Annotated in this window: 10 protein-coding genes; all 10 read left to right on the top strand. The window is 71.0% G+C overall.

From position 1 onward, the window contains the following. Positions 1–38 precede the first annotated feature (38 nt). The 10 genes from AC1DMN_RS04095 (at position 39) to AC1DMN_RS04050 (ending at position 12,403) form a co-directional block, all read left to right on the top strand. Entirely contained in the window at positions 39–1,277 is a 1,239-nt protein-coding gene (locus AC1DMN_RS04095; RefSeq protein ID WP_477231001.1) for a cell division protein PerM, read from the top strand. Positions 1,278–1,332: 55 nt separating this feature from the next. Then, positions 1,333–1,962, top strand: coding sequence for a phosphoribosylglycinamide formyltransferase (gene purN / locus AC1DMN_RS04090; RefSeq protein ID WP_441977195.1), 630 nt, complete (start codon positions 1,333–1,335; stop codon positions 1,960–1,962). A gap of 22 nt (positions 1,963–1,984) precedes the next feature. After that, a complete protein-coding gene (gene purH / locus AC1DMN_RS04085) occupies positions 1,985–3,592 on the top strand; it encodes a bifunctional phosphoribosylaminoimidazolecarboxamide formyltransferase/IMP cyclohydrolase (protein ID WP_441977196.1) in 1,608 nt (535 codons plus the stop codon). Positions 3,593–3,682: 90 nt separating this feature from the next. After that, the gene (locus AC1DMN_RS04080) at positions 3,683–5,308 is read left to right on the top strand and encodes a DNA-3-methyladenine glycosylase 2 family protein (protein WP_477231000.1); all 1,626 of its coding nucleotides are present in this window, start codon (positions 3,683–3,685) and stop codon (positions 5,306–5,308) included. Further along, positions 5,305–5,811 (top strand): methylated-DNA--[protein]-cysteine S-methyltransferase, encoded by a 507-nt coding sequence (locus AC1DMN_RS04075; RefSeq protein ID WP_477230999.1) that lies wholly within the window; start codon positions 5,305–5,307, stop codon positions 5,809–5,811. Before AC1DMN_RS04080 ends, AC1DMN_RS04075 begins: the two co-directional genes overlap by 4 nt. A 107-nt stretch (positions 5,812–5,918) precedes the next feature. Continuing rightward, positions 5,919–7,298, top strand: coding sequence for a serine hydrolase domain-containing protein (locus tag AC1DMN_RS04070; RefSeq protein ID WP_477230998.1), 1,380 nt, complete (start codon positions 5,919–5,921; stop codon positions 7,296–7,298). After that, on the top strand, positions 7,295–8,347 hold the full coding sequence (locus AC1DMN_RS04065; protein ID WP_477383896.1) for a dipeptidase: 1,053 nt from the start codon (positions 7,295–7,297) through the stop codon (positions 8,345–8,347). Before AC1DMN_RS04070 ends, AC1DMN_RS04065 begins: the two co-directional genes overlap by 4 nt. 149 nt (positions 8,348–8,496) lie before the next feature. Then, the gene (locus tag AC1DMN_RS04060; RefSeq protein WP_477230996.1) at positions 8,497–10,554 is read left to right on the top strand and encodes a dipeptide ABC transporter ATP-binding protein; all 2,058 of its coding nucleotides are present in this window, start codon (positions 8,497–8,499) and stop codon (positions 10,552–10,554) included. After that, positions 10,551–11,501, top strand: a complete 951-nt coding sequence (locus AC1DMN_RS04055) for an ABC transporter permease (RefSeq protein WP_477230995.1) — start codon at positions 10,551–10,553, stop codon at positions 11,499–11,501. Before AC1DMN_RS04060 ends, AC1DMN_RS04055 begins: the two co-directional genes overlap by 4 nt. Next, positions 11,498–12,403, top strand: coding sequence for an ABC transporter permease (locus AC1DMN_RS04050; protein ID WP_477230994.1), 906 nt, complete (start codon positions 11,498–11,500; stop codon positions 12,401–12,403). The genes AC1DMN_RS04055 and AC1DMN_RS04050 overlap by 4 nt, the downstream gene beginning before the upstream one ends. The last annotated feature ends 3 nt before the right edge of the window (positions 12,404–12,406 follow it).

The following is a 12,406-nucleotide window of genomic DNA, read 5'->3' as shown; positions in this document are numbered from 1 at the left end:
AGGGCCGCCGAGGCGGAGCACGTAGGCTCGAAACCGTCATGCAACGCCTCCTCATCGTGCTCCTGGCGGCGGTCGATGCGATCGTCGCCGCGGCCATCGGCCTCGCCGTGCTGCTCGCTCCGCTCACGGTGATCTGGGCGATCGCATTCGGTGCGAGCGCCGACTGGGGAGCGCTCTGGCCGAGTGCCGCGACGCTCTGGCAGTTCGGGCACGGCGTGCCCCTCGCGGTCGCACTGCCTGATGCGCTGGTGCGGGCGGTCGGGCTGGATCCGTCCGCGGCGTCCTTCGCCCTCTCGGTGCCTCCGCTTCTCTTCCTCGGGTTCACCGCGATCTTCGCAGCGCGCTCGGGGCGCCGAGCAGCGCTCGCCGGATCCTGGCTCACCGGCGTGGCGAGCGGCACGGCGGTCTTCGCCGTGGTCTCTGCGTTCGCGGCGCTGACGGGCGGGCTCGGGGTGCTGAAGGCGCCGCTGTGGCTCGCGATCCTGTTCCCGCCGCTGGTGTTCCTGTGCGGCGCTCTCGCCGGGGCGGTCGCCACGGCGTGGGGCGAGGGCGACGGCGGCCTCGTCGACCGTCTGCAGGACGCGCTGGACCGCTGGCCCGACTGGGCGCACGTCCCCGGTGACATCGTGCGCGGCGCCGCGGCGGCCGTGGCCGGCGTGGTCGGTGCGGCGGGGCTCGCCGTCGCCGTCACGGCGCTGTTCCGCGGCGGTCAGATCGTGGCGCTGTTCGAATCACTGCGTGCCGACCCGCTCGGCGTGGTCGTGATCGGGCTCGCTCAGCTGGCCTACCTGCCGACGCTCGTGGCATGGGCCGTGGCATGGATCGCCGGCCCCGGCTTCGCGATCGGTGCCGGAACCGCGGTCTCACCCGCGGGCACCGTACTGGGCGTGGTGCCCGGTGTGCCCGTGCTGGGCCTCGTGCCCGACTCGTCCTCGCCGTGGCTCCTCATCGTCGTGCTCGTGCCGGTGGCCGCGGGTGCTTTCGCGGGGTGGCTGATCCGCTCGCGGCAGGTGTCGGCGGGGGCGGAGGCCGGGATCGGCTCCCGCCTGGCGACCGCGGTCGGGATCGCCGTGCTCGCGGGCGGCTTCGGCGCGCTGCTGGCGGCGCTGTCCTCCGGATCCCTCGGCCCCGGCCGGCTGGCGGTCGCGGGACCGGATCCGGGTCCGGTCGCGCTCGCCCTCGGGCTGGAGGTGCTGGTCGGTGCCGCGATCCTGCTGCTCGCACCCCGTCGGCACGGCGATGTCGACGCCGCGTGGATCGACGACGATCGGGTCTGAACGGCGGGTGCGTCTCGGGGACGGCGCCCTCTTGGCTCCCGGCTAGACTGTCTGGGTGCTGACGGTCGCCGTTCTCATCTCGGGCACCGGCTCGAATCTTCGTGCCCTCCTCGACGCGGCCGCCGACCCCGGATTTCCGGCTCGCATCATCGTGATCGGCGCCGATCGGGAGGCCGACGGTCTCGCCCACGCCGAGGCGTACGGGATCCCCTCCTTCGTCGTGCCCTGGGAGGCATTCGACAGCCGCGAAGCGTGGGGCGCCGAGCTCGATGCCCAGCTCAAGGTCTGGCGACCGGACCTCATCGTGCTCAGCGGGCTCATGCGGCTGCTGCCGCGCGACGTCGTCGCGGCCTGGTCTCCGAACATCATCAACACGCACCCGGCATTCCTGCCCGAGTTCCCCGGAGCGCACGGCGTGCGCGACGCGCTCGCGGCCGGGGTGAGCGAGAGCGGGGCCAGCGTGATCGTGGTCGACGACGGCGTCGACAGCGGGCCGATCCTGGCGCAGGAGCGCGTACCGGTGCACGAGGGCGACACCGAGTCCGCCCTGCATGAGCGCATCAAGCCCGTCGAGCGGCGCCTGCTGATCGACACCGTCCGCCGTATCGCCGAAGGATCCCTGGATCTCGGCGCCCGCCCCCACGATCTCGGATCCTCATCGGCCCAGGCCGCTGACGAGAACTGACGCCTACCCGGAAGGAACCCCGATGGCCGGTCCCGCCCACGACCCGTCCCTCTACCGCCCCCGTGACGCTGTGCGCATCCGTCGCGCACTGGTCTCGGTCAGCGACAAGACCGGCCTSGTGCCGCTCGCGCAGGCTCTCGCGGCAAGCGGTATCGAGATCGTCTCGACCGGATCCACGGCCCAGACCATTCGTGATGCGGGCCTGGAGGTCACCGACGTCGCGACCGTGACGGGCGTCGCCGAGATGCTCGACGGCCGTGTGAAGACGCTGCACCCGTCCATCCACGGCGCGGTGCTCGCGGATCTCCGCCTGGAGGACCACGAGCGCCAGCTGGCCGAACTGGGGATCAGCCCGTTCGAGCTCGTCGTGGTGAACCTGTACCCGTTCGTGCAGACCGTGGCCTCTGGCGCGGTCGGCGACGACGTGGTCGAGCAGATCGACATCGGCGGCCCCGCCATGGTGCGCGCCGCGGCGAAGAACCACGCCAACGTCGCCATCGTGGTCTCGCCCGAGTCCTACCCCTCGCTCATCCGCTCGATCGACGAGGGCGGCACGACGCTCGTGCAGCGCCGCGAGCTGGCTGCACGCGCGTTCGCGCACACGGCGGCCTACGACACCGCCGTCGCGCAGTGGTTCTCGGACGGCACGCTGTCGAGCGATGGCGAACTGCCCGAGCAGCTCACGATCTCGGCCTCCCGCCTCGCAACGCTGCGCTACGGCGAGAACTCGCACCAGCGCGCCGCGATCTACACGCGCGCCGGCGGGCACGGCATCGCCCAGGCGACGCAGCTGCAAGGCAAGGAGATGTCGTACAACAACTACGTCGACGCCGACGCCGCCCTGCGTGCGGCCTATGACATGGTGCACCCGGCGGTCGCGATCATCAAGCACGCCAACCCCTGCGGGATCGCGACGACGGCACCCAACGCTCTGGATCCGATCGCGAGCGCGCACCTGCGCGCCCACGAATGCGACCCCGTCTCGGCCTACGGCGGCGTGATCGCGGCCAACGGCACTGTGACGCTGAAGATGGCGGAGAACCTCAAGGACATCTTCACCGAGGTCATCGTCGCCCCGGCCTTCGAGCCGGCGGCGCTCGAGGTGTTCAAGGCGAAGAAGAACCTGCGTCTGCTGCAGCTGCCGGACGACTGGCAGCAGGAGCGCATGGACGTGCGCCTCGTCTCGGGCGGCCTGCTGCTGCAGGATGCGGACCGGTTCCCCGACGACATCCAGTCCGTCGCGAACGGCTGGGAGCTGGTCTCCGGCGAGCGCCCCGATGAGCTCGAGATGGAGAACCTCATCTTCGCGTGGAAGGCGTGCCGCGCCGTGAAGTCCAACGCGATCGTGCTGTCGAAGGGCAACGCCACGGTCGGCGTCGGCATGGGCCAGGTCAACCGCGTCGACTCGTGCCGTCTCGCGGTCGAGCGTGCGGGCGACCGTGCGGCCGGATCCGTCGCCGCCTCCGACGCGTTCTTCCCGTTCGCCGACGGCGCGCAGGTGCTCATCGACGCAGGCGTCACCGCGATCGTGCAGCCGGGCGGATCCGTGCGCGATGAGGAGGTCGTGGCCGCTGCCCGCAAGGCCGGCGTCGCGATGTTCTTCACGGGGGAGCGCCACTTCTTCCACTGAGCCCGGGCGGGTCCTGCGGGGCCGACAGGCTCCCACTGTCATGTCCGATTTCCGCGAGCCTGCGGGAATCGGACGTGTCAGAGTGGAGGCATGAGCTTCCTCGGTATGACCTTCGACGAGCGGTATCGCGCGATCGATGCGCGCGACACCCGCTTCGATGGGCAGTTCGTCACGGCCGTGCGCTCGACCGGTATCTATTGCCGTCCGAGCTGCCCGGCCCGCACGCCTAAACCCGAGAACGTCACGTTCTTCCCGACCAGCGCCGCCGCGCACGAGGCCGGCTACCGCGCCTGCAAGCGCTGCCTGCCGGAAGCCGCCCCTGGCTCACCCGAGTGGAACCTGCGCGGCGATGTCGCGGCCCGGGCCATGCGCCTCATCGCGGATGGGGTCGTCGAGCGGGAGAGCGTGCCGGGGCTCGCCGCGCGGCTCGGCTACTCCTCGCGCCACCTCACCCGGCTGCTCGCCGGGGAGCTCGGTGCGGGTCCGCTCGCCCTCGCCCGCGCCCACCGTGCGCACACCGCCCGGATGCTCCTGGTCGGCACCGACCTGCCGATCGCCGACGTCGCATTCTCCGCAGGGTTCGCGAGCGTGCGCCAGTTCAACGACACCGTGCGCGAAGTCTTCGGCCTGGCGCCGGGGGAGTTGCGCGCCCGGCGCCCTTCGACAGGCTCTGGGACCGGACGAGATGCGACGGCTGCGGCGACCGCGGTGCCTGGTGAGATCGACCTGCTGCTGCCGTACCGCAGGCCGTTCGACGCGGAGGGCCTGTTCGCGTGGATGCGTGCACGGGCACTCCCCGGGGTCGAGGAGGTGGGCGAGCGCCGTTTCTCCCGCCACCTGCGATTGGACGGCGGGCCGGGCTGGTTCGAGCTGAGTCTCGATGACGCCGACCGGCTGCACCTGCGCGCCCGGCTGGCGCAGCTCGCCGACCTCGCGCCCGTGGTCGCCCGCGCCCGTCGCCTCTTCGACTTGGACGCGGATCCGCTGGCGGTCGATGCCGCCCTGTCCGCGCATGAGCGGCTTGCCCCGTTGGTGGCGCGCGTCCCGGGCATCAGGGTGCCAGGGGCCGCGGATCCGCATGAGATGCTCATCCGCGCCATGATCGGGCAGCAGATCACGGTCGCCGCCGCGCGCACCGCCCTGACCCTGCTCGCTCAGGAGCTCGGGGAGAGGGTCGGATCCGCCGACGACCCGCAGGGGGAGGGGATCCTGTTCCCCACCATGGCCGCCATCGCCGAGCACGGACACGAGGTGCTGCGCGGACCCGCCGCGCGCATCAAGGCCGTCACGGGAGCCGCGGCGGCCCTCGCCGACGGCTCGCTGTGGCTGACGCTCGGCGATGACGGCGAGGCGCAGCGTGCCGCGCTGCTGGCGATGCCCGGGATCGGGCCGTGGACGGCCGACTACGTGCGGATGCGTGTACTCGGCGATCCCGACGTGTTCCTGCCCGGCGACGTCGCGGCCCGCGCGGGAGCGGGTGCAGCCGGCCTGCCCTCGGAGGCGGGGCCCCTGGACGCGTGGGCCGCTCGCACGGCGCCCTGGCGCAGCTACCTCACCGCGCACCTCTGGCGCGCGGTCCCGCCGAAGGCTGTCAAGAACGCCAGGAACGCCACGACGGCTGCGACCGGCGCCGGCGCATCGAGCGCCGTCGACGCCGTCCGCTCCGACACCACCAAGACCACTCAGACCATCTCGATCACGGAAGGCTCGAAATGACCGCCATCATCCAGACCATCGACACCCCCGACGGCCCGTTCACGATTCTCGCCGACGAGCAGGACCGCGTGCTCGCGTCCGGCTGGACCGCCGATCACGAGGCGATCCTGCACCGCCTCGCGGAGAAGAACCGGCCCGCGGACGTCGTCGAGGGCCCGACTGCGGCGGCCGACGCGGTCGCCGCGTACTACGCCGGCGACGCCACCGCCATCGACGCCGTCGAAGTGCACCAGTTCGGCACCGACATGCAGAGCGCGGGCTGGGAGGCGCTGCGTCGGATCACCCCCGGGGAACCGCTCACCTACACCGAGTTCGCCGTCGCCCTGGGCAAGCCGGGCGCCGTGCGCCCCGCCGCCTCGATCTGCGCGCGCAACGCGCCCGCCCTGTTCGTGCCCTGCCACCGTGTGCTGCGCACCGACGGCACCCTCGGCGGCTTCGCCTGGGGGGAGGACGTCAAGCGCCGCCTGCTGGATCGGGAGGCGGCGCACGCGATCGTCGCGTGAGCGCCTGGTGACTCGGACGATCCGAGGCGGTCGAGCTGGTGGCGATCGACGAATCGGGCGAGCAGGCCGCGTTCTAGCCTCGACGTGAGCCGACGTCGAGGAGGACCATGCCGCAGCTTGCCACTGTCCAGACCTGGGTCGAGGAGCACATCCCTGCGCTGATGGCGCGGCACCGCGTGCCGGCCGTCTCTCTCGCGATCGGCGTCGGCGACGCGACGTTCGCTTACGCCGTCGGGGCCCTCCATCGCGGCACCGGCGTCGCGGCGGACACCGGATCCGTCTTCCAGATCGGATCCGTCACCAAGGTGTTCACCGCGACGCTGATCATGGAGCTCGTCGAGGACGGTCTGCTCGACATGGACGCTCCGGTGCGGCGCGTGCTCCCCGGATTCCGGGTCGCCGACGAGGCCGCGTGCGCTGCCATCACGCCCCGACAGCTGCTCAGCCACACGGCGGGCTTCGAAGGCGACGTCTTCGTCGACACGGGCGAGGGGGACGACGCGCTGGAGCGATACATCGAGCTCCTCGCCGAGACGCCGCAGCTCTTTCCGCCAGGAGAGATGTTCTCGTACAACAACGCAGGGTTCTCCACGCTCGGCCGCATCGTCGAAGTGCTCCGCGGAGCTCCCTACGAGCAGGTGCTGCGCGATCGGCTGCTGGCTCCGCTCGGACTTCGGCACGCGGCCGTGGATGCGTCGGAGGCGATCCTGCAGCGGGCCGCCGTCGGCCACCTGCGGCAGGACGACGGCGAGTTCGCGCCGACGACCGTGTGGGCGATGGAGCGCGCGGGAGGGCCCGCCGGATCGCGGCTGGCCATGAGCGCGGGCGATCTGCTCGCGTTCGCCCGGCTCCATCTCGACGACGGGGTCGCATTCGACGGCTCCCGTGTGCTCTCCCGTGCGACGGTCGAGGCGATGCGCACGGCGCAGATCGGACTGCCGGACATCGATCAGGGCGCCGCCTGGGGGCTTGGCTGGGAGCTGTTCGCCCGGGGCGGGCGCACGATCCCCGGGCATGACGGCAACACGATCGGGCAGTCCGCGTGCCTTCGGGTGCTGCCGGACCAGGGCGCGGCCGTCGCCGCGCTCGCGAACGGCGGAGACCCCCATCCGGTCTTCGCGGCGCTCGTCGACGCCGTACTGGAGGAGATCGCCGGGATCACTGCGGCGCCCGTGCTCATGCCGACCGCCGCTGTGCCTGCTCATGTCGATCGTTTCGTCGGCCGCTACGCGTCGAGCACGGCTCTGACCACGATTAGCCGCACCGCCGACGGTCGGGTCTGGCTCGACCGCGTCCCGCAAGGCGTCGTGGCGGAGCTCGGCGACCTTCCCTTCCGCACCGAGCTCGTCGGCGGGCGGGGTGACGTCCTGCTCCCGGTCGAGGCCGAGGGCGGAGTCCGGCAGCCCATCGCTTTCCTCGGAGACGACGGAGCAGGCAGGGCACTGTTCCTGCACACGGGCCGGGCGGATCGGCGGGTCTCCTCGTGACCGTGCTGCGCTTCGCCGGCGCGCTGCATCGCCGTGCCATCGTCGCGGACGCCCACAACGATCTTCTCTGCGCGGTCGTGGCACGCCCGCCCGAGCGATGGGGCAGCTTCTTCCGAGAGCGCTGGCTTCCGCAGCTCGAGGCGGGCGGGGTGAACCTGCAGGTGCTGCCTGTCTTCGTCGAGGATCCATACCGTCCCGAGGGCGCTCTGCGGCGCACGCTGCGCATGATCGAGGCGGCGCATCACCTCGCTGAGGAGAACGCCGGCCGTGTCGCGCTGTGCCRCTCCGGTGAGGACGTGGACCGCACGATCGCGGACGGGCGGATCGCTCTCGTGCTGGCGCTCGAGGGCATGCCGGGTCTCGATGGCGACGTCGAGCTCATTACGACGATGCACCGTCTCGGAGTGCGCGTCGGGTCGCTCACCCACGTCGGCCGCGGCGCCTTCGGAGACGGATCCGGCGAGGACGCCGCCCGCAGCAGGCTCACCGCCGCAGGCATCTCGGCGGTGCGCGAGATGGAACAGGTCGGCATGCTCGTCGACCTCAGCCACCTCGGCGCCGCGGGCGTTTCCCACATGCTGGAGATCGCGGCCCGGCCGGTGATCGCGACGCACTCCTCGGCGAGGGCGCTGCGCGACCACCATCGGAACCTCTCCGACGAGCACCTCGCCGCGATCGCGGCGGGCGGCGGCGTGATCTGCGTGAACTTCTTCGCGCCGTTCCTCGACGACGAGCCCGCCACGGTCGACCGTCTCGTCGATCATCTCGAGCACATCGCGGCGATCGCGGGGAGCGAGCACCTGGGCCTGGGACCGGACTTCGTCCGCGAGGTCATTGCTGAGACCACCCCGCCGTGCTGCGTGGTCTCCGAGGTGCAGGGGGTCCCGGCCGATATGTACCTGCCGGGTCTGGAAGGGCCGGAGGGCCTGCCCCTGGTCACGGAGGCGCTGCTGCGCCGCGGGTGGGCGGAGGCCGATATCCTCGGCGTGCTCGGCGGGAACGTGCGACGGCTGTTCCGGGAGCAGCTCGGACGTCCCTCGGTCCGCTGAGGCGGCCCTGCCGACCCGAATCGTCCCGAAGAACGAACTCCGACTGCTCCGTTCGACGAAGCGGACGAACGTGGCGTAGGTGCGGTGTCGCAGGATCATGGAAGAACAGGACCCGAGCGCGCGGAGCGACGGGTGCAAGGGAGCGCGCAATGCTGACGATTCGAGACCTCTCGGTCGAGATCCGCACGGGAGAACGGACCGTGCGTCCGATCTCCGGCGTCGACCTCGACCTCGCGCGCGGAGAGACGCTCGGCATCGTCGGCGAGACCGGATCCGGCAAGTCAATGACAGGCCTGTCGATCATGGGGATGCTTCCCCGCGGATCCGTGATCACGAGCGGCTCGATCCGGTTCGACGGCGAGGAGCTCGTCGGCAAGGATCCCCGCCCGTACCGAGCGCTGCGCGGCCGCCGGATCTCGATGGTGTTCCAGGACTCGCTGACGTCGCTGAACCCCACGAAGCGCGTCGGGGAGCAGGTCGCGGAGCCGCTGCTGCTGCACGGGCTGGCGCGTCGCTCCGAGGCGCTCCACCGGGCGGAGGAGATGCTGGCACTCGTCGGCATCCCACAGCCGTCCGAGCGCATGCGCGACTACCCGCACCAGCTCTCCGGCGGTATGCGCCAGCGGGTGATGATCGCGATGGCCCTCATCGCCGAGCCCGATCTGCTCATCGCAGACGAGCCCACCACCGCGCTCGACGTGACGATCCAGGCGGAGATCCTGGACCTGCTCGGCCGGCTCAAGGAGCAGCTCGGCATGGCGATGATCCTGGTCACGCACGACATGGGCGTGGTCGCACGGCATGCCGACCGGGTCGGCGTCATGTACGCCGGACGACTCGTCGAAACCGGTCCGACCCGGTCGCTGTTCCAGCGCACGAGACACCGTTACACCCGCGCCCTGCTCGACTCGATCCCCTCGCTCGAGCAGGATCGCGGCAGCGAGCTGTTCTCGATCCCCGGCTCCCCGCCGGATCCCGCCGAGATGATCCAGGGTTGCCGTTTCGCCCCGCGCTGCGCAGCCGCCACCGATCGCTGCCGCACGGAGCGTCCGTCGCTCGAGGGCGAGGGCGGGCACGTCTTCGCATGCTGGAACCCCGTCACGGGGGAGACATCGGCAGCACCGGGCCGTGCCCTGCCGCTCGCGGCTGCCATGGAGGCGTCGGAGGCGCCCCGGCTCGAGGTCGTCGATCTCGTGCAGGAGCACCCCATCTCCGGATGGGCGCCGAAGGGACGCCGGCGCACCGTGAAGGCTGTCTCCCGTGTGAGCTTCACGGTACGGGCCGGGGAGACCCTCGGCCTCGTCGGGGAATCCGGGTGCGGCAAGTCGTCGCTGGGACGCATGCTCGTCGCGATGGACCGGCCCACGTCGGGGGAGGTGCGGCTCGAAGGCGAGAAGGTCTCGGACGTGAGCCGACGAGCCCTCGGTGCTCGTCGAGCGAAGCTGCAGATGATGTTCCAGGACTCCGGAGCGGCACTCGACCCGAAGATGACGATCGGCACGATCCTGCGCGAGCCCCTCGCGATCCAGGGCATCGGCACTGCGGCCGAGCGCACCGAGCGGGCGGTCGCCCTGCTCGACAGCGTCGGCCTCGGTCGGTCGATCCTGGAGCGGTATCCGCACGAGCTCTCCGGCGGCCAGCGCCAGCGCATCGGACTCGCCAGGGCGCTCGCGCTGGATCCCGACGTCCTCGTCGCCGATGAGCCCGTGAGCGCCCTGGACGTGTCGATCCGCTCTCAGGTGCTGAACCTCATGCGCAGACAACAGCGCGAGCGCGGGCTCAGCAGCGTCGTGATCTCGCATGACCTGTCCGTCATCCGCTACCTCTCCGACCGGGTCGGCGTGATGTACCTCGGCAAGATCGTCGAGGTGGGCGAGACCGACGAGGTCTACGAGCGACCCGCACATCCGTACACTGCCGGGCTGCTCGCCGCCGTGCCGATCGCGGATCCGGATGCTCCGACGCCGGAGGGTGCCGGGCGTGTGCGCGGCGAGTTGCCCAGCCCCCTCGATCCCCCCAGCGGTTGCCGGTTCCGTACGCGGTGCCCGCTCGCGACCGAGCTGTGCGCGACGGTGGAGCCGACGCTGGAGGCGGTCGGCGCCGCCCACGACGTCGCCTGCCACTTCCCGCTGCAGCCCAAGGTCGGTGACGCGCCGGGCGCACAGGCCCCGGCCAGGGGCCGTACCGGGACGGGGGCAGCGGCATGATCTCGTACCTGCTGCGGCGGATCCTGATCTCGCTGCTCGTCCTGATCGGCATCTCGATCGTGATCTTCGTGATGCTGCATCTCATCTCCGACAGCCCGGGCCGGGTGGTGCTGGGCCCGCAGGCGTCTGCCGCCGCGGTCGAGGCGTTCAACCGCGAGAACGGCTTCGACCGCCCGCTCTTCGCGCAATACCTCGACTACGTGGTGCAACTGCTGCACGGCGATCTCGGGCGCTCCTACAAGTTGAACGAGGAGGTCTCGGTGCTGTTCGCGCAGAACGCCGGACGCAGCGCCGTGCTGTCCCTGTCCGGCCTCGTGCTCGCGCTGCTCATCGCGATCCCGCTCGGCATCCTGCAGGCGGTGAAGCGCAACACGCTCGTCGATCGCGCCGCGACCGGCGTCGCGTACCTGCTCTACGCGACGCCGTCGTTCCTCGTAGCGCTGCTGCTGATCGCGCTGCTGAGCCAGCTGGTGCCGCTGTTCCCCGCAGAGGCCTCGCAGTCCACGTCGCCGTGGGTCGTCTTCACCGATCCGCGCGCGATGGTGCTGCCGCTGATCACGCTCGCCCTCACCAACGTCGTCGTGTTCTCGCAGTACCAGCGCTCGGCGGCGCTCGAGCAGCTCGGCATGGACTACATCAAGGTCGCGCGTGCCAAGGGCGCGCCCGAGCGGGTGGTGCTGATGCGGCATCTGCTGCGCAACGCCTGCATCCCGCTGATCACACTCGTCGGCGTCATGATCCCGACGCTGCTGGCGGGCAACCTCATCGTCGAGTCGGTGTTCAACTACCCCGGTCTCGGCCTCCTGTTCCTGAACAGCCTGCACCGCGAGGACTATCCGGTGCTGCTGGCCTACACGCTCATCGGCGGTGCCCTCACCGTGCTGGGCAACCTCCTCGCCGACCTCGTGGTCGCACGCGCGGACCGACGGATCGAGCTGAGCCGATGACCACCGCACACCCCGAGCTGTCCGAGAAGACAGACGTCATCCTCGCCGCCGCCACCGCGGCTCGACCTCTCCCTGCAGCCGCCGTRCTGCGYGCGCTGCGGCGCAGTCCGATGGCCGTGGCAGGGGCATCGATGCTCATGCTGCTCGTGCTGTTCAGCTTCGTGGGGCCGCTGCTGTATCCGACGAACCAGACCGACGTGAACCTGCTCGATGCTCTGCTGCCGCCGGGCGAGGGCTACCCGCTCGGCACCGATCCGAATGGCTTCGACGTGCTCGGCCGGCTCATGCTGGGCGGGCAGGTGTCGCTCGAGATCGGCCTGCTCGCCGCTGTCTTCGCCACGACGCTCGGAACGGTCTACGGTGCCGTCGCGGGCCTCGCGGGCGGCGTCGTGGACGGGATCATGATGCGGTTCGTGGATGTGCTGCTCGCGATACCGTTCCTGTTCTTCGTGCTGATCATCGCGGCTCGCTTCACCGCCACCCCGCTCACCCTGAGCCTCGTCATCGGCGGGTTCTCCTGGCTGGTGTCGGCACGACTCATCCGCGGCGAGGTCCTGTCCCTGCGGGTGCGCGAGTTCGTCCAGGCCGCCCGGCTCATGGGCGCGGGGGACCGCCGGATCATCTTCACCCACCTCATCCCGAACACGTTCGGCGTGATCATCGTGAATCTCACGTTTCAGGTCGCTGACGCGATCCTGGTGATCGCCGCGCTGGGATTCCTCGGTTTCGGGCTGAGCTATCCGGTCACCGACTGGGGAAGCCAGCTCTCCAGCGGTGTCGCCTACATCACCGCAGGCAACTGGTGGCTGATCTATCCGGCTGGTCTGTGCATCGTGCTCGTGGTGCTGGGGCTGAACCTCCTCGGTGACGCCCTCCGCGACGTGCTGGATCGGCGGCGATGAGCA

The sequence above is a fragment of the Microbacterium sp. 01T413_2 genome (assembly GCF_056398985.1).
Note: the sequence above shows the minus strand (reverse complement) of the source record. Positions and strands in the feature narration are given on the sequence as shown.